Annotated in this window: 17 protein-coding genes; 12 read left to right on the top strand and 5 right to left on the bottom strand. The window is 62.3% G+C overall.

Annotated elements, in window-relative coordinates:
- Window positions 1-247 precede the first annotated feature (247 nt).
- From hpnJ to FAZ97_RS31630, 3 genes are read left to right on the top strand one after another with little or no spacing between them, the layout of a single operon-like run.
- A complete protein-coding gene (hpnJ, locus tag FAZ97_RS31640) occupies window positions 248-1,669 on the top strand; it encodes a hopanoid biosynthesis associated radical SAM protein HpnJ (protein ID WP_158758066.1) in 1,422 nt (473 codons plus the stop codon).
- The gene (hpnI, locus tag FAZ97_RS31635) at window positions 1,669-2,934 is read left to right on the top strand and encodes a bacteriohopanetetrol glucosamine biosynthesis glycosyltransferase HpnI (protein WP_407671947.1); all 1,266 of its coding nucleotides are present in this window, start codon (window positions 1,669-1,671) and stop codon (window positions 2,932-2,934) included. Before hpnJ ends, hpnI begins: the two co-directional genes overlap by 1 nt.
- A 58-nt stretch (window positions 2,935-2,992) precedes the next feature.
- Window positions 2,993-4,006 carry a lysylphosphatidylglycerol synthase domain-containing protein gene (locus tag FAZ97_RS31630; RefSeq protein WP_158762720.1) on the top strand — a complete coding sequence of 338 codons (1,014 nt, stop codon included), beginning with the start codon at window positions 2,993-2,995 and terminating at the stop codon, window positions 4,004-4,006.
- A gap of 63 nt (window positions 4,007-4,069) precedes the next feature.
- Here the strand turns inward: FAZ97_RS31630 and FAZ97_RS31625 are convergent, their stop codons facing one another.
- Window positions 4,070-4,423: a BON domain-containing protein gene (locus FAZ97_RS31625; RefSeq protein ID WP_158762719.1), complete on the bottom strand. Its 354-nt coding sequence runs from the start codon at window positions 4,421-4,423 to the stop codon at window positions 4,070-4,072.
- 293 nt (window positions 4,424-4,716) lie between these two features.
- Here FAZ97_RS31625 and FAZ97_RS31620 point away from each other — a divergent pair, with 293 nt between their 5' ends.
- The 8 genes from FAZ97_RS31620 (at window position 4,717) to FAZ97_RS31585 (ending at window position 13,103) form a co-directional block, all read left to right on the top strand.
- Complete coding sequence (locus FAZ97_RS31620; protein WP_158762718.1) at window positions 4,717-5,226, top strand: DUF3455 domain-containing protein; 510 nt, start codon at window positions 4,717-4,719, stop codon at window positions 5,224-5,226.
- Between the two features lie 449 nt (window positions 5,227-5,675).
- The gene (locus FAZ97_RS31615) at window positions 5,676-6,170 is read left to right on the top strand and encodes a DUF3331 domain-containing protein (protein ID WP_158762717.1); all 495 of its coding nucleotides are present in this window, start codon (window positions 5,676-5,678) and stop codon (window positions 6,168-6,170) included.
- Window positions 6,171-6,503: 333 nt separating this feature from the next.
- Complete coding sequence (locus tag FAZ97_RS31610; protein ID WP_158762716.1) at window positions 6,504-7,172, top strand: response regulator transcription factor; 669 nt, start codon at window positions 6,504-6,506, stop codon at window positions 7,170-7,172.
- Between the two features lie 325 nt (window positions 7,173-7,497).
- Window positions 7,498-9,735 carry a PAS domain-containing protein gene (locus FAZ97_RS31605; protein WP_158762715.1) on the top strand — a complete coding sequence of 746 codons (2,238 nt, stop codon included), beginning with the start codon at window positions 7,498-7,500 and terminating at the stop codon, window positions 9,733-9,735.
- A gap of 146 nt (window positions 9,736-9,881) precedes the next feature.
- Entirely contained in the window at window positions 9,882-10,613 is a 732-nt protein-coding gene (locus FAZ97_RS31600; protein WP_158762714.1) for a response regulator transcription factor, read from the top strand.
- Between the two features lie 144 nt (window positions 10,614-10,757).
- Window positions 10,758-11,117, top strand: coding sequence for a response regulator transcription factor (locus FAZ97_RS31595; RefSeq protein ID WP_158762713.1), 360 nt, complete (start codon window positions 10,758-10,760; stop codon window positions 11,115-11,117).
- Window positions 11,118-11,194: 77 nt separating this feature from the next.
- Window positions 11,195-11,842, top strand: coding sequence for a response regulator transcription factor (locus tag FAZ97_RS31590; protein ID WP_158763342.1), 648 nt, complete (start codon window positions 11,195-11,197; stop codon window positions 11,840-11,842).
- 244 nt (window positions 11,843-12,086) lie between these two features.
- A complete protein-coding gene (locus FAZ97_RS31585) occupies window positions 12,087-13,103 on the top strand; it encodes an alpha/beta fold hydrolase (RefSeq protein WP_158762712.1) in 1,017 nt (338 codons plus the stop codon).
- A 43-nt stretch (window positions 13,104-13,146) separates the two neighbouring features.
- Here the strand turns inward: FAZ97_RS31585 and FAZ97_RS31580 are convergent, their stop codons facing one another.
- The 4 genes from FAZ97_RS31580 to FAZ97_RS31565 form a co-directional block, all read right to left on the bottom strand.
- Complete coding sequence (locus FAZ97_RS31580; RefSeq protein WP_158762711.1) at window positions 13,147-14,349, bottom strand: cytochrome P450; 1,203 nt, start codon at window positions 14,347-14,349, stop codon at window positions 13,147-13,149.
- Between the two features lie 15 nt (window positions 14,350-14,364).
- Entirely contained in the window at window positions 14,365-15,270 is a 906-nt protein-coding gene (locus FAZ97_RS31575; protein WP_158762710.1) for a ketopantoate reductase family protein, read from the bottom strand.
- A gap of 95 nt (window positions 15,271-15,365) precedes the next feature.
- A complete protein-coding gene (locus tag FAZ97_RS31570; RefSeq protein ID WP_158762709.1) occupies window positions 15,366-15,695 on the bottom strand; it encodes a DUF4148 domain-containing protein in 330 nt (109 codons plus the stop codon).
- 193 nt (window positions 15,696-15,888) lie between these two features.
- Entirely contained in the window at window positions 15,889-16,680 is a 792-nt protein-coding gene (locus FAZ97_RS31565; protein WP_158762708.1) for a response regulator, read from the bottom strand.
- A gap of 336 nt (window positions 16,681-17,016) precedes the next feature.
- Between FAZ97_RS31565 and FAZ97_RS31560 the strand changes: the two genes are divergently transcribed.
- Window positions 17,017-18,297 carry an epoxide hydrolase family protein gene (locus tag FAZ97_RS31560; protein WP_158762707.1) on the top strand — a complete coding sequence of 427 codons (1,281 nt, stop codon included), beginning with the start codon at window positions 17,017-17,019 and terminating at the stop codon, window positions 18,295-18,297.
- The last annotated feature ends 149 nt before the right edge of the window (window positions 18,298-18,446 follow it).

The following is an 18,446-nucleotide window of genomic DNA, read 5'->3' as shown; positions in this document are numbered from 1 at the left end:
CGATTTGTCACAATGGCGCTTTCGCGTGTTTCAATACATCGGAAGAAGGGAAAGCGCTTAAGGTCACCATCAGATTTTCAGCTTAGTATCGTGAAGTTGAGCTGTGGCGCTCATGCCTTCAATTCGATAACAAACATGTGAGCCGGAATGCCAATCGAATGTTTTGCGTAATGCGTTTCGAGGGAATTCACGAAGCGTACGAGATTGCAAACCGGGTTTCACCCCACTGCGCGGACAATCGAGGAATATGAAAACGCTGTTTCTGCAGGCCCCGTCGTATGACGGCTTCGACGGTGGCGCGGGCTCGCGCTACCAGGCAAAGCGCGAGATCCGCTCGTTCTGGTATCCCACGTGGCTTGCGCAGCCCGCGGCCCTCGTGCCCGACAGCCGCGTGCTCGACGCGCCGGCCGACGGCATCGGCGTGGAAGCCACGCTGAAGATCGCGATGGACTACGACCTCGTGATCATCCATACGAGCACGCCGTCGTTCCCGACTGACGCGCTCTTCGCCGAGGACCTGAAAAAGCGCAAGCCGTCGCTCATCGTCGGCATGGTCGGCGCGAAGGTGATGGTCGATCCGCACAATTCGCTCACGGCCACTGAGGCGATCGATTTCGTCTGCCGCGAGGAATTCGATTACACCTGCAAGGAAATCGCCGAAGGCCGTCCGTTCCCCGAGATCAAGGGCTTGAGCTGGCGCGCGAAGGACGGCTCGATCGAGCACAACGAAGCGCGGCCGATTCTCGAGAACATGGACGAGCTGCCGTTCGTCGCGCCCATCTACAAGCGCGACCTGAAGATCGACAACTATTTCATCGGCTATCTGAACTACCCGTATGTGTCGATCTACACGGGTCGCGGCTGCAAGTCGCGCTGCACGTTCTGCCTGTGGCCGCAGACGGTGAGCGGTCACCGTTACCGCACGCGCTCGGTCGAGAACGTGCTGGCGGAAGCGAAGTGGATCCGCGACAACATGCCCGAAGTCAAGGAGCTGATGTTCGACGACGACACCTTCACCGACGACCTGCCGCGCGCCGAAGCGATTGCGATCGGCCTTGGCAAGCTCGGCATGACGTGGTCGTGCAACGCCAAGGCGAACGTGCCGTACAAGACGCTGAAGGTCATGAAGGAAAACGGTCTGCGTCTGCTGCTCGTGGGTTTCGAGTCGGGCGATGACCAGATTCTCGTGAACATCAAGAAGGGCGTGCGCACGGACTTCGCGCGCCGCTTTAGCGCCGACTGCAAGAATCTTGGCATCAAGATTCACGGCACCTTCATTCTGGGGCTGCCGGGCGAAACGCAGGACACGATCAGGAAGACGATCGAGTACGCGAAGGAAATCAATCCGCACACGATTCAGGTGTCGCTGGCCGCGCCGTATCCGGGCACGACGCTGTACAAGCAGGCGGTGGAAAACGGCTGGATGGAAGAGAACAAGACGATCAACCTGGTGAGCAAGGAGGGCGTGCAGCTCGCGGCGATCGGCTATCCGAACCTGCCGCGCGAGGAGATCTATCACCACCTGGAGCAGTTCTATCGCCAGTTCTATTTCCGGCCTTCGAAGATCTGGGAGATCGTGCGCGAGATGCTCACGAGCTGGGACATGATGAAGCGGCGTCTGCGCGAAGGCGTGGAGTTCTTCCGCTTCCTGCGCGCGCACGAGGCATGATGGACCGCGCGCACGCGACGGGGCGAACGGGCGCCATCGTTGCGATGGCCGTGACGGCGCTTGCCGTTGCCGCGGCGGCGATTGAAGCGATGCGCGTCGAACTACCCGCGTTCTCGCATCTGCTCTTCGATTCGTTAGCAGTGGCAATCGGTTTGTGCGCGACGCTCGGCATTATCTATACCTTCACGGCCAGCGCGCTGGTCGGCCGTTTCTTCGCGCGCGAGGTGGCGGCGCCGCGGCATTTTCCGGCAATCACACTCGCCAAGCCGCTGCACGGCGACGAATGGCATCTCGAGGAGCACCTCGCCAGCTTCTTCGAGCAGGACTATCCTGGACAAGTCCAGTATCTCTTCGGTGTTCACGATGCGCGTGACGCAGCGCTCAACGCCATCGAGCGGCTACGCGTGCGCTATCCCGATGCGCACATCACGGTCGTCGCCGACTCGCGCCTGTACGGTCCCAACCGCAAGATCGCGAATCTCGTGAACATGCTGGAACAGGCCGAGCACGACGTGCTGTGTTTTGCCGATAGCGACGTGCTCGTCGATAAAAACTATCTGCGCCAGGTGGTCGGCGCGCTGCAGCAACCCGGCGTCGGTCTCGTGACCGCCGTTTATCGCGGCCTGTGCGCGCCCGGGTTCTGGCCTCGCGTGGCGTCGGCGTTGACGAACTATCATTTCCTGCCCGGCGTTGTCACGGGGCTCGCAATCGGGCGCGCGCGGCCGTGTTTCGGTCAGTCCATTGTCATGACGCGCGACATGCTCGACCGCATTGGCGGTCTTGCCCAATTCGCGCATCATCTGGCCGAAGATCACGCGATTGGCGAAGCTGTGCGACGCGCCGGTGCGGAAGTTTCCGTGCCGCCCATTCTCGTGCGGCACGCGTGCGTGGAGAATACGTTTGGCCAGCTCTTTGTGCACGAATTGCGCTGGAGCCGCACCGTGCGTGCGGCGGACCGCTCGGGGCATCTGGGCGCCGTGCTGATGCATCCGTTCGCGCTTGCCATGCTGGCCGTGGCGTTGTCTGGCGGCGCCGCGCCGGCGTGGATACTGGCCGCCGTGGCGCTCTGCGCGCGCGCGTGGCTGATCTTGAGAACCGATCGCGCCACCGGCGACAAGTCCGGCGGACTGTTATGCTTACCCCTTTGGGAAATGGTCCAGTTCGCGATCTATGTCGCGAGCTTTTGTTCGTCTGGCGTCGTTTGGCGCGGCACGCGCTTTCGCGTCGACAGGAATGGCATGCTTTCGCCAGTCCACGAGACCTGAGCGTCACAGTTGATGGGGGCACAATGAGACGGGAGCAGGCACTAGAGAGCACCCGCAGATGAAGCACATAGGACGTATCGCCGCCCTGGTTGGTCTCGCGATCGCCGTATGGCTCGTATGGCGCGAACATCCCGCAGCGGTGCTGCAACTGTTGCGCGGCGCGGGCATGGGCCTCGTGCTGGCCGCCGCCGTGCATATCCTGCCGATGTGCGCGAATGCATGGGACTGGCGCAGCCTGATTCGCGCGGCGCAGCGCCCGTCGTTCGCGGCGATGCTCAAGCTCGTATGGATTCGCGAGTCGATCAACGGCTTGCTGCCCGTTGCGCGGGTGGGCGGAGAACTCGTTTCGTTTCGTCTGCTCGGGCGTGCGGGCGTGCGGCCGGCCACGGCGGTCGCGAGCCTGATCGCCGACATGCAGCTCACACTGATCAGTCAGGTTCTTTTTGCGCTGGTCGCCGCAGGCTATCTGCTCGAACATTCCTCTTCCGATACCGCACGCTTCGTGGGGCGTCTCGCATGGGGCCTCGCGGGATTCATACCGCTGCTCGTGCTGTTCGCGCTCGTGCAGCACGCGCGGCCGTTCGAACGGGCGGCACGCACGCTCAACCGCGTCACGAGCGGCAAGGTCGTGGACCTCGTGGGCAAGTCCGTGCGCGTCGATTTATCGCTCAAGCTGATCTGGCGGCAGACCGGCGTGGTCGTGCGCTACGTGCTCATCTGGCAGACGCTTCAATGCCTCGGCTACGCGCTTGAAATCTGGATTGCGTTGCGTGTGCTCGGCACGGATGCGACCTTCATGCAGGCGTTCGTGATCGAAGCCCTGATCCAGATGCTGAGCAGCATCGCGTTTCTCGTTCCCGCGGGGCTGGGTGTGCAAGAGGGTGGTTTCGTCGTAATAGGCGGACTGCTCGGCTTCGACGCGCCCACCTGCCTCGCGCTCGCGGGCGTAAGGCGCGTACGCGACCTGATGTTCTATTTGCCCGGGCTGCTTGCCTGGCAGGCCGCCGAATATGGCTGGCCCTCAAGGCGCCGCGCAGAGGGCACGGCCACACGCGCCCGGCGCATCCAATAGGTCATTGCCCGCCGGGCAAGCGTGAAGGACCGCCGGATTCGGCGTGCGTCGCTCAGTGGCCACTTAGTGCGCTTCGTACACGGTCAGCTTGCTCGTGACCGACTGAACGCCAGGCACCTTCGCCGCGGCGTCCTGCGCGATCTGTTCCTGCGAGGCGTCCATGATCATGCCCGCGAGGATGACCTTGCCCGTGCGAGCTTCGGAAAACACAGCGATGTCCGTGTCTTCCAGCCCCTTCGTCTTGTAGACGGCCTGCCAGACGGTCTTGGAGAACGCCTTGTTCGCCGCTTTGTCGGCCTTCATTTGCGCGTGAACCTGCTCCTTCGTGGGAGCCGCGGGCGCCGCGGTCTGCGCGAGAACGGAAGAAGAAAGCAGCACTGCGAATACGCCCGTGAGGGCCTTGTTGCGAAGGTTCATGGTGTACCTCTTGACGTTGGGGTTGGACAAACGTGTTCCGTGAAATGACCTTGGGAAAGCGTGATCTGCGTGCAGTGCATTAGAACTGCCGGACGTATCGCGCATGTGTCGAGAAAAGTGGCTGGTGCAATCTTGCGTATCAAAAAGGGCCTTATATACACTGGGATACAAATCAAACTCACGCGATGCGCCCCAAAGCCCCACGCAATAGCGATGGAATCGTTTTGGGCGCCGGGCCGTTGAGGAAGCGCGAATCGAACGGGACCGAACGGGCAGCCTAAAGGAGCCTCTCCATGAATCACCTCTTACGCGGGATGCGGATTGCAATCGGAGCGGGGCTGGTTTCGCTGATGGGCGCAGCGCAAGCGCAGTCACTCGCGCAGTCACTCGATATACCGGGCGCACAGCTTTTATTGACCACGACCGCAGCGGGCGTGCAGATCTACGCTTGCGAGTACGGTGCGGATCACACGCTCGGCTGGGTCTTCCAGCAGCCGCGTGCAACGCTCTACGACGCCCATGGAGCGGCGGTGATCGAGCATTCGGCCGGACCCTCGTGGCAAGCGCGCGACGGCAGCCGCATAGAAGGGAAAGTCGTCGCCCAGATGCCCAGCGACACGCCGGATAGCGTGCCGCAACTTCTGCTCGCGACACACTCCACAGGCGCGCAGGGCGTGCTCGACTCCGTGCGCTACGTGCAGCGGGTGAGGACGGTTGGCGGCGTCAAGCCGGCTGCGCCATGCACAGCCGAGCATGAGTCGGGCAGTTCGCCCTATATCGCGACTTACCGCTTTTATCGGTAAGCCGACCCACGAACACACCCGCCAGGCATGCCGCCGCGAGCCAGACCGGCACGCGGCACAGGCGCGCTCTCACAGGCGCATAAGGTTGCGCGCGCACCATTTCCTCGATGCCCGGGCGCAGCGGTTCAGGCACGGGCGGCAGCGTTTGCGGAACTCAGTGCGTATTCAGTGCGTATTGAATATCGAATGTATACCAAGGTATGAGGTCGCCATCCCAAAGCGTCAATAAGTCTATGCGCGGGGAGAATACCTGGTTGCCGCGCTTCTCCTTAAGCTTCAGTCATTGGCAATCTGTGGGCGCAATACCCAGGACACTCCGGCTTCGCGAGACGGGGCACGCGTGACGGTCACGCTCATCCAGAACATGGGAGTTAGCCGTGGTGAGATTGGATTCGTGGAGGTCGACATACGCGGGAGGCGCACTCGATGGCGGCGGCCCTGGCGAAAGCATGCACCTGGCGCGCCCCCGTGGTGTCAATGACGCCAGCGATGCAACACACGCGCCGCGCGATGGCGTGGACGCGGCAACGCCGGATTGCCCGCACAATCCGTGGGCGCACGTGGTCTCGGGCCTGCTTGCCTCACCGGCTTCGCGAACGAGTGTTTCGCGCCGCGCACCCGCCACGCGCACGCGCAGCGACCTGCGGCCCGCGGACGACAATACCTACGCAAGCTGCACGGTCACCATTGAAGAACGACTGGCCAATGCTTCGTTCACGCTCTCGTGGAGCGACCCAACGCGCTGCAGCTACCGCGAACAGGTCTGGAAACGGGCAATCGCCAGAAAATCGGGTATCTGCGTGCTTTCTGGCGAGCGCATCAAGCGTGGCGACGCCGTTTTTCGTCCGTTGGCACGCCGCTACAAGATCCCTTTGAATTCGGGGGCAATGATACTGGCCGTGTCGCTGGAAGCGTGGGGCGCTCGCCTGGCCGATCCCGAATAACCTCAATTAGCCCGTCATCGCGCCGTAAAAATATCAAAATCAGGCGCCTAAAGATCATTATTTGGGATTTCCTCGTCCCTTTGATTTCTCCCGCCAAACGATCGGGCTGCATCGACGCAGCCGGACGCTCCCAATACCAAAGTACTACAGCCTCGTATGATCGCGCGATGTAAGCTTCAGGCTTGGCGCTGCAAGGATTATCGGCAGACCTCGGCATCCGGCCGGGCGGCTGGCTGCTTGAGCGGGTGAGTCGGCCATTCGCACCCCATGGGTATTGGGAGTGTCCACGATGGTTCAATTCGCACAACGTAACACTGCAGAAGACTATCGTAGATGCTTAACACTGTGACCGACCGGTCGGCTACCCCTTGCGCCCATCCCGCTGCCGGCGTCGTCTATATCGTGGACGACGACGATTCGGTGCGCGACGCACTCACGAGCCTGCTGCGCTCGATCGACCTGGAAGTCCATGCCTTTCACTCAGCCGAAGCGTTCCTTGCGGCACCCAAGCGCCCGGGGCCATCGTGTCTCGTGCTTGACGTGCGCTTGCGCGGTCAAAGCGGCCTCGCGCTGCAGAAGTCCCTCCTGATGCAAGAGCGCTCGCCGATGCCGGTCGTTTTCATGACAGGCTACGGTGACATTGCCATGACGGTCGAGGCGATGAAGGCGGGTGCCATCGACTTCCTCACGAAGCCCTTTCGCGATCAGGACATGATCGACGCCGTGGTCGCCGCGTTGCAGCGCGACGCGCAACGTCTGGAGGCCGACAGCTCGCTCATGGAAGCGCGCGAGCACTGGAACGCGCTGACGCCGCGCGAGCGCGAGGTGCTGGTCAACGTCGCGGCGGGGCTGATGAACAAGCAGATTGCTTCGAAAATGTGCATCGCGGAGGTCACGGTCAAGATCCACCGCGGACAGGCCATGCGCAAAATGAATGTGCGCTCCGTTGCCGAGCTGGTGCGCAAAATCGTGGCCCTCGGGGTCGAACCGTGCGGGGAGTAAGGTTTTATCGCGGTTTATTTCCCCCCAATCTTTGGGATGCATTCTTCACCCAATGATCTAGCGTTGATTTCCAGCCTTTGCCGTTATCTATTTGCAGTCAGTCCCAACGTGCCCGTTGCTGCGCCGGGAGGCGTGGCAGCGGTCCGATGCGTGCGCAACGAAATTAGGCGGCTTTCCCGAAACAATGTGCGGTTGCGACGCCTGTTTTCACATGCAATAATGCCAAAATTCTCTGGTCAGACCGGATAACCCACGAAAAACATTCGTGAATGCGGGTTTTTGTGCATGTTTGAAACGCTGACGCCTGCTCGCAAATATCAGAAAAATGATGGGATCGGCCCTTGATTCCGGCCTCGTGCTGGACGCGCTGTCTGTTATGGCATGGACTGCGCTGCCCGACGGCCAGGTCGACTTCGTCAACCGGAAATGGTCCGAATACACGGGCCTCGGCCTCGGGGCGTCATCCGGCTCGCAGTGGCAGGATGCGGTAAGCGCCGACGATCTGCCGGCACTGCTCGAGCGCCACGGCGCGATTCTCGCTTCCGGCGAGCCCGGGGGATTCGCAGCCCGCCTGCGTCGCTTCGACGGCCAGCATCGCTGGTTCGATATTCAAGTCAGTCCGCTTCGCGACGCCGAAGGCCGGATGATTCGCTGGTGCGCGACGTGCAGCGATATCGACGACTTGCGGCGCGCGCAGCAAGCGCTCGACCGGCAGGCGCTCGACCTGCAATTGGTCGTTGAGTGCATTCCTGTACCGGTCACCGTGACGTCGCCGACCGGCGAGGTCGAAGGTCAAAACCAGCTCACGCTCGATTATTTCGGAAAGTCGTTCGAAGAACTCAAAGACTGGCGCAATCACGAAATCGTTCATCCGGACGATCTCGACGAGGCGATTGCGGCGCAGGAAGCCTCGCTTGCCAGCGGCAAAACGTACAACGTCGAAAGCCGCCATCGTCGCGCGGACGGCGTTTATCGCTGGGTCAACGTGCGCGGATTTCCACTGCGCGATCGCACCGGCAGTATTCTGCGCTGGTTTCTCCTGTGCATCGATATCGAAGACCGGAAACGCGCCGAGATCACGCTCGCGGAGAGCGAGCGCCACCTCAACGAGACCATTAACGCACTTCCTGCGCTCGTCTGGTCGGCGCGCCCGGACGGTACCGGCGAATTTTATAACCAGTACTATCTCGACTATCTCGGGCGAACCCTCTCGCAGGTGAAGGACCACGAGTGGACCAAGGCGGTCCATCCGGACGACCTGCCGGGGCTCATGGCCGCGTGGACCGACATCATGGCGAGCCGCCTGCCGGGCGCCGCGGAAGCGCGCATGCAGCGCTACGACGGCCAGTACCGATGGTTTCTGTTTCGCACGAGCCCATTGCGCGACCAGGATGGAACGGTCGTCAAATGGTATGGCATCAACATCGACATCGACGATCGCAAGCGCGCCGAGGAAGAACTGCGGCGCAGCGAGGCCTTTCTCGCCGAAGGTCAGGCGCTGGCCAGAATGGGCAACTTCACGTGGGATGCCGATACGGATGAGATTGCCTGGTCGGAGCAGATCTACCACATCTTCGAGTTCGAGCCGGGCACGCCCGTGACGTTGGAGCGCATCGCCGAGCGGTCTCACCCGGAGGATGCGGGGTTCGTCGCGCAGTTCATCGAAGAGGGGCGTCGCGGCGAAAGCGATATCGAATGTCAGCACCGGCTATTGATGCCGGACCAGCGCATCAAGCATCTGCATCTGATCGCGCATCGTGCCGCGGACCGCCCGGGCCGCAAGGAATATAGCGGCACGACGCTCGATATCAGCCAGCGCCGCAGTTCGGAAGAGGCGCTCGACCGCGCACGCGCGGAGCTTTCGCATGTCGCGCGCGTGATGAGCCTCGGCGCGTTGACCGCTTCGATTGCCCATGAAGTCAATCAGCCGCTTGCGGGTATCGTGACCAACGCGAGCACCTGCCTGCGCATGCTGGCGGCCGTGCCGCCCAATATCGAAGGCGCGCAGGAAACGGCGCGGCGCACGATCCGCGACGGCAACCGCGCCGCCGACGTCATCACGCGGCTGCGCGCGCTCTTTACGCGCCGTAGCGCCACGATCGAGCCGGTCGATCTCGCTCACACGGCGCGCGACATCATTGCCCTCATGCAGAGCGATCTCGACCGCGCGCGCGTCGTCATGCGCATGGCGTTCGCGGACGGGCTGCCTTTCGCGGGCTGCGACCGCGTGCAGGTGCAGCAGGTCATCATGAACCTGTTGCGCAACGCGGCGGACGCCATGCGCACGGTGGACGACCGGCCCCGGCGCGTGACCGTGACAACCGAAGCCGGGCCGGACGAAACGGTTCGCTTGAGCGTGCGGGACTCGGGAATCGGCTTCGACCCGCAAGACGCGCAACGGCTTTTCGATGCCTTTTATACGACGAGACAAGACGGTATGGGCATGGGTCTCGCGATTAGCCGCTCGATCATCGAGAGCCAGAACGGGCGTCTTTGGGCCGAGATCCCCGCGGACGGTCCCGGCGCGATTTTTTCGTTCTCGCTGCCTGTCTATGGCGCATGAATGACGCACACGCGCCCCTCGCGCGGCGCGTATACATACCTCCGTATGATGGACGCGCGCGACGGGATCGGGCATCGTGCGGTGTTTGTTCGAGGGGCGTCCGGCGCCTTTATGTGTATGGGTTGCGGATATTAGCGAGGTAGGCCATGCAAAGACCTGGCGAAACGCAAGGACAGGTGTGCGCGAATGTCTCGCAGGCGCTTCCTGTCGTGTTCGTGGTGGACGACGACGTGTCCGTGCGCGAATCGCTCGAATTGCTCATTCGCAGCGCGGGATGGCAGCCGCAGGTATTCGGCGCCGCGCAGGCATTTCTCGCTCACCCTCGCGTTGGCGGGCCAAGTTGCCTGCTGCTCGATGTTGCGCTTCCCGATCTGCACGGTCTGGATCTGCAGCGCCAGATCGTGGCCGAGCGTGCGGACATGCCGATCATTTTTATCACTGGCCACCCCGACGTACCCGTGACAGTGCGGGCCATGAAAGCCGGGGCCATTGAATTCTTCACCAAGCCGTTCAACGGTGAAGCGTTGCTGGACGCCATTCGCGACGGCATCGAGCGCAGCCGCGAGGCGCTCGACACGCAAAGCGAGAACCGCGTGCTCGAGGCGCGCTATGCCGCGCTCACGCCGCGCGAACGGGAAGTGATGGCGCTCGTGGTGCGCGGATTGCTCAACAAGCAGGTCGCGGCGGAGCTTGGCATCAGCGAGATCACGGTCAAGGGGCATCGCGGCCGGCTGATGGAAAAAATGGCAGCGGGATCCTTGCCGGAACTCGTGATGATGGCCGCGAAGGTTTGCCCGCAGGCCGAGGCGCCGTGGCAGCCCGGTGGTGCGCGTGCAAAGGGCCGTTGGTCGGTGTCCGTCGCCTCAGCGCGGCTTTGACGCGGTGCGTGGTGCGTTTTAGCCATGCTTGCGGACAGTTTTCTTATGCGAGTGATACCAAGGTATCGTAGCTTCCCCACCCGGCCTGGTGCATTCTCAGGGGATGCGGGTAGGGGTCTCAACGAGACTTGATTGCGGGCAATCATGCTGGTAACGTTGGTCGATGATGACGAAGCAGTGCGGGAGTCGCTTCCCGATCTGGTGAGCGTGTTCGGCTATGCCGTGAGCGTGTTCTCTTCCGCCGAGGCTTTTCTCGCGTCCGCAATCGTCGATCAAACCGATTGTCTGGTCCTCGACATCAACATGCCCGGTATGGGCGGCCTGGCGCTTTTTCGCGAGTTGAAGCGTCTTGGCAAGAACGTGCCGGTCGTTTTCATTACCGCTCACAAAGACGCAGCCGTTCGCGATCGCCTGATCGCGCAGGGCGCGTGCGATTGTCTGTTCAAGCCCTTTAGCGATACGGCGCTGCTCGCGTCGCTCAAGGCGGCGTTGGGCGAGAACTGAGCGCGGTGCCGTGCTTCGGGGCGATAAAAGGGAATAACGTGCCTCAAGATCACACGGGTGGAGCAGGTCAGGGCGCGATGCCACAGAGCGGTTCGCAAGCCGAGCCGGTTGTCTTTGTTGTCGACGACGACATCTCCGTGCGCGAAGCGCTGGAAGGGTTGCTGCGCAGTGCAGGTCTGCGCGCGCAGCTATTCGCCGGCGCCGAAGATTTTCTCGCTCACCCGCGCGTTTTCGCGCCCACCTGTCTGGTTCTGGACGTATCGCTGCCACAGGTAAACGGTCTGGAACTGCAGCAGCGCATTGCCGCCGACCGCCCCGATATGCCGATTATCTTCATCACCGGTCATGGGGACGTGCCCATGACCGTGAAAGCGATGAAGGCCGGTGCAGTCGAATTCTTGACCAAACCGTTCAACGACGAGGCCTTGCTCGAGGCCATTCACGAGGCCATCGAGCGGAGCCGCGCAACCCTGGAAAGTCAGATGGAGCGGAGCGCGCTTCGCGATCGCCATGAAACGCTCACGCCGCGCGAGCAGGAGGTCATGGCGCTCGTGGTTTCGGGGTTGCTGAACAAGCAGATAGGCGGCGAACTCGGCATCAGCGAAATCACCGTGAAGATGCACCGGGGCAAGGTCATGCAGAAGATGAGCGCCGGGTCGCTGCCTGAACTCGTGAATATGGCGGCGAAGCTCCGCTTGGCGCCGCCGCGCGATCGCAAGCGTTAGCCATCGATCCGCGCGGATATACCTGCGTATAGTGCGCTAAACCGATTGCCGTATGGCGCTGTCTTTTCCCGCGATGGTACGCTATTGCGTCTCCTGTTTCCCCGTTTCAAGCTGCGCTGCGCGCGCGTGCTTAAGGCAGTTATTGCGGATAACGAAAGATTCGTGAATGCGCCGCCGATCGGCGAATCTGCGTTGAATGCGCATGATTTTTCAATTGACGTCGATTATCAGGAGGAAAGCGATCATGTCGGAACAGATCAACGAACGCCGTCGGCGTATCCTCGGCACGGGCCTCGCGGGCGCTGCGCTGGCGGGAACGGGTTTGAGCGAACGGGTGCGCGCGCAGCCGGCGTCCGGCGCCGCTTCATTCGGCGAGATCAAGCAGGTTCAGGCAAACGGCTTGAGCATCGGTTACGTCGATGCCGGGCCGAAGGACGGCACGCCTGTGGTTCTTCTGCACGGCTGGCCCTACGATATCTACAGCTTTGCCGAGGTCGCGCCGATACTCGCGGCGGCGGGGCATCGCGTGCTGGTGCCGTATTTGCGCGGTTATGGCTCGACGCGCTTTCTCTCCGCCGATACGCCGCGCAACGGACAACAAGCCGTTGTCGCCGCCGATATCGTCGCGTTCATGGACGCACTGAAGGTCAAGCAGGCCGTGATGGGCGCATTCGACTGGGGCGCGCGCACCGCCAACATCATTGCGGCGCTGTGGCCCGAACGCTGCAAGGCGCTCGTTTCCGTGAGCGGTTATCTGATCGGCAGTCAGGCCGCCAACGCGAAGCCGTTGCCGCCGCAGGCCGAGCTGGCCTGGTGGTATCAGTTCTACTTCGCCACGGCGCGCGGCGTGGCGGGCTACGAGCAGAATCGCCACGATTTCAACAAGCTGATCTGGCGCCTCGCTTCGCCGCAATGGCATTTCGACGACGCCACTTACGATCGCACGGCGGCTTCCTTCGAAAACCCCGATCATGTCGCGGTGGTGATTCACAACTATCGCTGGCGGCTGGGTCTCGTGCAAGGCGAGGCGAAATACGACGACATCGAAAAGAAGCTGGCGCAGTCGCCGACCATTTCGGTCCCCACGATCACGATGGAAGGGGATGCCAACGGTGCGCCGCATCCGCCGCCGGCGGCTTATGCCGGAAAGTTCACGGGCAAATACCAGCATCGCGACATCAGCGGCGGCATTGGCCACAATCTGCCGCAAGAAGCCCCGAAGGCGTTTGCGGATGCCGTGCTGCAAGTCCAGCATCTGTAGCGCGTGGGCATGGGCATGAAGAACCTGACCCGGCGGTGTGCCGTCAACGCATGCGCACGCGCAACGACGTCACGCCGCGCAGGTTATTGCGGCGATGCCAGACCAGTGCGTCCAGATCCACAGGGCGGATCTCCGGGAAACGGGCGAGCAGCGCGCGCATCGCGACATCCAGTTCGAGTGCGGCGAGCCGCGCGCCGAGACAATAGTGAATGCCCGCGCCGAACGCGACCGCTGGCGTGCCCGTGCTGCGCGCGAAGTCCAGCGTGTCGGGCGCGGGAAACGCGGCTGGATCGCGGTTCGCCGACCCGATCAACATGAACACGACGGAGCCGCGCGCGAGCGTAGCGTCCCCAAGCGTGATGTCTTCGAGCGCCGTGCGGACCAGCATCTGGACCGCGCCGTCGTAACGCATGCACTCCGCGATCGCACGCGGCAACAGCTTCGGTTCGTGCTTTAACGCCTCCATTTGCTGAGGATGGCGAAAGAGCGCGATCATCATATTGCCGATCATGTTCGACGTCGTTTCGTGCCCAGCAATGAAGAGCAGCACGGCATTCGACACGACTTCTTCGTCCGTTAGCCGCGAACCTTCGTCTTCCACGCTGAGCATGGCGGAAATCAGATCGTCGCCGGGTTGCGCGCGGCGCTGCTCGACCACGCCGTGAAAGTAACATTCGAGCGAGAGCGCGGCTTCGTCGGCCGCGCGCAAGCCGTCCTCGTCGAGCGGCGCGAGATCGAATGCCGCGACGAGCTGGCTTGCCGCGTCACCCAGCGTGGTCGCGTCGGCCACGCTTACGTCGAGCAGCCGGCAGATGATCTGCACGGGCAACGGCAACGCGTAGTCGCTGACCAGATCGAACTCGGCGCGCGAGGCCGCGCGTTCGAGCAGTTCATGCGTCGTCGCCTCGACAATCGAAGTCAGCTTCTCGATGCTGCGCGCGTTGAACGTCTTCATCAGCAAAGCACGCAATCGTGTATGCGCGGGCGGATTCATCATCAGCAAGGTGCGGCTCAACGACTGGAACACCGGCCGTGCCGGCGCCTCGTCACCATAGCGCGCAGCCACGCTTTGCAGATACGTCTTGCCCATGCGCGGGTCGCGCAGCAGGGCGTCGACGATCGCGAAGCGCCCGGTCACGAAGGCCTTGGGCCCAACCGGCAAAATCGGCCCCGCTGCACGAATCTTTTCATACAGGGGATAGGGATTGGCGAAGAAGGCGGGCGAGGCGAAGTCGGAGAATTGCATGAGTGTGAGAGGTGGTCAGGCGTAAGCGGCGGGCTTCGCTTCGAGCAGCTTGACGAGCGTGTGGAGTGTGCGGTTGGCCGGCGTCGCGATGCCCGCGATCATACCGCGCCGCACGATCGCCCCGTTGAGAAAATCGATTTCGCTGTGTTTGCCGCGCGCCAGATCCTGAGCGGTGGACGAATATTGTCCGCCCGGAATCGTGGCTTCGATTTGCTCGACGAAGCGCGCGGCGTCGTCCTCGAAACGCACGCCTTCGGCGGCGGCGACCGCGAGGCATTCGGCGACCACTTCGCGCATGGTCTCGCGCAGCGCGTCGCGGTGCGCCATGGCGCCGAGCGGCAACTGGACGATGGCGGAGACCGCGTTGAAGGCGCAGTTGAGAATGAGCTTTTGCCAAAGCGTCGCGTTCACGTCGGCGGCGATCTGGGTGGGAATTTGCGCGGCGCGCAGCACGCTGGCCAGGGCCTCGCTGTGCGGCGACGCCTCGATGGCGAGGTCGCCCCGGCCATGATGCAGCAGATGCCCGGGACCGGCCATTTCGCTCGCGACATAGACGGCCGCGCAGATCACCGCCTGCGCGATGCCGGCACGCAGCAGCGCCGCGTTATCGACGCCGTTTTGCAGGCTCACCACGAGGGCGTGAGGCGCGAGCACCTGGCCGAGCGTGCGTGCCGCTTCGGCGGTATCGGTCGATTTCACGCACACAAGCATGACGTCGGCGCTGGCGGCGGCCTCGATCTGCGTCGCGGCGCGCACGGGCAGGCGTACATCGAATGCTTGCGATTGCATGCGCAAGCCGTCCTGGTTCATCGCAGCCACGTGTGACGGGCGGCCGATAAAGACAACGTCGTGACCGTGGCGCGCGAGCATGCCGCCGTAATAGCAGCCGACCGCGCCGGCACCGAGAACCGCAAACCGCATCCTGTCTCCCATTGCGCCCGAATGCGCTGATCTTTCTGGAACACGCGAAATCGTGCGTTTATTCCCTACCGCGTTCGCACCGGGCACAGTGTTGATCAGGAGTGCGCGTAAATCGGCTCGAGTCCGACAACATCCTGCTGCACAGCCGGCGTTTGTGCCGTTTCATTGCGCGAACCCGATGCCGCGCCATTGGCGGGCACGCCGCCGTATGCCGCGGTTTGCTGCGCGTCGAGGCGCATCTGGGCGGCTTCGATATTCTTCGGATATTGCGTGGTGTCGCTGGCCGGGTTGTAGCCGGCCTGTTGCAATTGCACCACTTCCGCGCGTACCGATGCGCGCGTGACGGCGGTGCCCGGCGATTGTGCGAAGGCGAGTGCGGGGGCGGCGACGAGAGCCGAGACGAAGAGGGCGCGAACGAGCTTCATGACTTTTCTCCAAAGGGTCGGGGCAATCCTGGCAGCGGTTTTGAATCGCCGTTGCATGGAGTCATTAGAAGCCGCGCACGTATCGGGCATGTTTCCGGAATCGGGCGGTTTGTAAGCCGTTGTTTCGCCGCGCCCGCTCGATACATTGCGCTACAAAAAGTCCGTGTGCACAGACGCCGGGAGGCCGGTGCCGCTAAAGACAGAGCACTTCGTTTTCAACGCTTGCACGGCTGCCGGGCGCGGCTTCGCGCGCGTCGTGGTGAACGGTGACTGGCGTGGAAAGAATATAGCCCTCGTTGCGCAGCGTCTTGATGTAACGGGCCGCGCGTGCGGTGTCGTTCAATTTCTGCCTGAGCCGGCTCACCAGCAAATCGATCGAACGGTCGAACGGGTCGGCGTTGCGGCGCTGCGTGAGGTTGAGCAACTGATCGCGCGTCAGTACGCGTTGCGCGTGGTCGAGAAACACACGCAGCAAGCGATATTCGGCGCCGCTGAGCGCGACGACCGTGTCGTCGGATTCGAGCAGATGGCGCGCGGTGGTGTCGAGCCGCCAGTCTCCGAAACCGAGAACCGGCGTGTCGTCCACGGGCTGCAGGTCGGGCGGCAGCATGCGCGTGCGGCGCAGCACCGCGCGGATGCGGGCGAGCAGCTCGCGGGCCTGAAATGGCTTGGCCATATAGTCGTCCGCACCCATTTCGAGCCCGACGATGCGGTCGGTGACATCGCAGCGCGCAGTGAGCATGACGACAGGCAGCGCGCGGTGGCGACTTTCGCGCAGCCCGCGATAGAGCGCGAGACCGTCTTCGCCGGGCAGAATCAGGTCGAGCAGGATGAGGTCGGGTGTATGCCTGCCCAGATACTCATGCATCTCCCTTCCGTTGCACGCGGTCGTGACCTGCATGCCGTTTCGCTCGAGATAACCGGCAACCAGTTCGCGTATGCCGCGGTCGTCGTCAACAACCAGTATGTGATCGATTTTTTCCATGATCGTCATAAGCGGAACAGCGGCGCCTATCTACCGCTGCCAGCAGCGTAACCGCATGCAAACGATCGGACCATGCCATTCTGGAATGAGTGGGCAGATGTTTACGGATAGGTTGCCACATACCTTCGTATAAGGATATTTCGCCGTAACGAAGAATATAACCGTGGGGGCGGCATTTATTTACGGCTTACGAAAGATTACATTGCCGACATACACGAGATACATTGCCTGCTTTTAATGAGGGCGACTTTCGGGAAACGATCGTCAGCGCGCAAAGCTACGCGTTGCCGTGTCGCCGCGTTAATTTTCCTATCCCTCATGAACAGGATGCCAGCCATGTCTTCGAATGATTTTTCCCCGATGCGACGTCACCTGCTTGCCGCATCGGCGGCGGTTGGCGCATTTGCGCTCTTTCCCAAGGTGATTTACGCCGACACCGAGAGCGCGAAAATCCGTCCATTCAAGGCGAATATTCCCGATGCCGCGCTCGTCGATTTGCGGCGGCGTCTTGCCAATTCGCGTTGGCCCGGAAAGGAAACCGTGGCCGACGAATCGCAAGGCGTTCGCCTCGCGCGCATGCAGCAGTTGGTCCAGTATTGGGGTAGCGATTATGACTGGCGCAAGGGCGAGGCGAAACTCAATGAATTTCCCATGTTCGTGACGGAAATAGACGGGCTCGATATTCAGTTCATTCATGTCCGCTCGAAACACGAGAATGCGTTGCCGATGATCATGACGCACGGGTGGCCCGGCTCGATCCTCGAACTGACCAAGGCCATCAAGCCGTTGACCGATCCCACCGCTTTCGGCGGCAGCGCCGACGACGCTTTCCATGTGGTCGTGCCGTCCTTGCCCGGCTTCGGCTTTTCTGGCAAACCGACCACGCCGGGCTGGGGCTCCGATCATATCGCGCGGGCCTGGGGCGAACTGATGGCGCGCCTTGGCTACGCACGTTTCGTCTCCCAAGGCGGCGATTGCGGCTCGGTCGTCTCACACCGTATGGCCATGCAGCACGTCAAAGGCTTGATTGGCATTCACGTGAACATGCCGGCAACCGTGCCGCCGGATATCGCGCGGCTGCTCGCGCTCGGCGAGCCCGCGCCCGCGAGCCTTTCCCCGGACGAGAAACGCGCGTACGAAAAGCTGAATGTTTTCTATCGCGACAACTGCGGCTATTCGGCCATGATGGTGACGCGTCCGCAGACGGTGGGTTACGCCCTCGCCGATTCGCCCGTGGGCCAGGCAGCGTGGATGTACGACAAGATTTCGCAATGGACCTATAGCGGTGGCATTCCCGAGCGTTCGCTAACCCGCGACGAGATCCTCGACGATATTTCGCTCTACTGGCTCACCAATAGCGCGACGTCGTCGGCCCAGATCTATTGGGAGGATCACTCGAACAACTTCAATGCGGTCGATATCGGCTTGCCGGCCGCGATTACCGTGTTTCCGGGTGAGATTTATCAGGCGCCGCGTAGTTGGGCCGAGCGCAGCTATCACAATCTCGTCTATTTCAACACGGTCGACAAGGGCGGCCATTTCGCGGCGTGGGAAGAACCGCTACTGTTCGCACAGGAGGTTCGCGCCGGCTTCAGGCCGATGCGCAAGCTCGCGTAATGGCCGTCGCGTTCCGCACGCTCGCGGCCTTTCGAGTGCGGGGCGCGAACCGCGCGATTTTACCCATCCGTAGGTTTGAACATATACGTTCATATAATGGTGCCGTAAGCCTGAGTTGGCCTATTCTGGCGCTGCCCAGGGCGTACCAC

It is taken from the genome of Paraburkholderia acidiphila (genome assembly GCF_009789655.1).
In the GTDB taxonomy this organism is placed as follows: domain Bacteria; phylum Pseudomonadota; class Gammaproteobacteria; order Burkholderiales; family Burkholderiaceae; genus Paraburkholderia; species Paraburkholderia acidiphila.
The sequence above is the reverse complement of the archived record's forward strand: the minus strand, read 5'-3'. Positions and strand labels throughout refer to the sequence as shown.

Excerpts from the sequence above, each read along its gene's own strand:
- hpnJ (WP_158758066.1), top strand. The coding sequence starts at position 248 with ATGAAAACGCTGTTTCTGCAGGCCCCGTCGTATGACGGCTTCGACGGT.
- hpnI (WP_407671947.1), top strand. The coding sequence starts at position 1,669 with ATGGACCGCGCGCACGCGACGGGGCGAACGGGCGCCATCGTTGCGATG.
- FAZ97_RS31630 (WP_158762720.1), top strand. The coding sequence starts at position 2,993 with ATGAAGCACATAGGACGTATCGCCGCCCTGGTTGGTCTCGCGATCGCC.
- FAZ97_RS31625 (WP_158762719.1), bottom strand. The coding sequence starts at position 4,423 with ATGAACCTTCGCAACAAGGCCCTCACGGGCGTATTCGCAGTGCTGCTT.
- FAZ97_RS31620 (WP_158762718.1), top strand. The coding sequence starts at position 4,717 with ATGAATCACCTCTTACGCGGGATGCGGATTGCAATCGGAGCGGGGCTG.
- FAZ97_RS31615 (WP_158762717.1), top strand. The coding sequence starts at position 5,676 with ATGCACCTGGCGCGCCCCCGTGGTGTCAATGACGCCAGCGATGCAACA.
- FAZ97_RS31610 (WP_158762716.1), top strand. The coding sequence starts at position 6,504 with ATGCTTAACACTGTGACCGACCGGTCGGCTACCCCTTGCGCCCATCCC.
- FAZ97_RS31605 (WP_158762715.1), top strand. The coding sequence starts at position 7,498 with ATGATGGGATCGGCCCTTGATTCCGGCCTCGTGCTGGACGCGCTGTCT.
- FAZ97_RS31600 (WP_158762714.1), top strand. The coding sequence starts at position 9,882 with ATGCAAAGACCTGGCGAAACGCAAGGACAGGTGTGCGCGAATGTCTCG.
- FAZ97_RS31595 (WP_158762713.1), top strand. The coding sequence starts at position 10,758 with ATGCTGGTAACGTTGGTCGATGATGACGAAGCAGTGCGGGAGTCGCTT.
- FAZ97_RS31590 (WP_158763342.1), top strand. The coding sequence starts at position 11,195 with ATGCCACAGAGCGGTTCGCAAGCCGAGCCGGTTGTCTTTGTTGTCGAC.
- FAZ97_RS31585 (WP_158762712.1), top strand. The coding sequence starts at position 12,087 with ATGTCGGAACAGATCAACGAACGCCGTCGGCGTATCCTCGGCACGGGC.
- FAZ97_RS31580 (WP_158762711.1), bottom strand. The coding sequence starts at position 14,349 with ATGCAATTCTCCGACTTCGCCTCGCCCGCCTTCTTCGCCAATCCCTAT.
- FAZ97_RS31575 (WP_158762710.1), bottom strand. The coding sequence starts at position 15,270 with ATGCGGTTTGCGGTTCTCGGTGCCGGCGCGGTCGGCTGCTATTACGGC.
- FAZ97_RS31570 (WP_158762709.1), bottom strand. The coding sequence starts at position 15,695 with ATGAAGCTCGTTCGCGCCCTCTTCGTCTCGGCTCTCGTCGCCGCCCCC.
- FAZ97_RS31565 (WP_158762708.1), bottom strand. The coding sequence starts at position 16,680 with ATGGAAAAAATCGATCACATACTGGTTGTTGACGACGACCGCGGCATA.
- FAZ97_RS31560 (WP_158762707.1), top strand. The coding sequence starts at position 17,017 with ATGTCTTCGAATGATTTTTCCCCGATGCGACGTCACCTGCTTGCCGCA.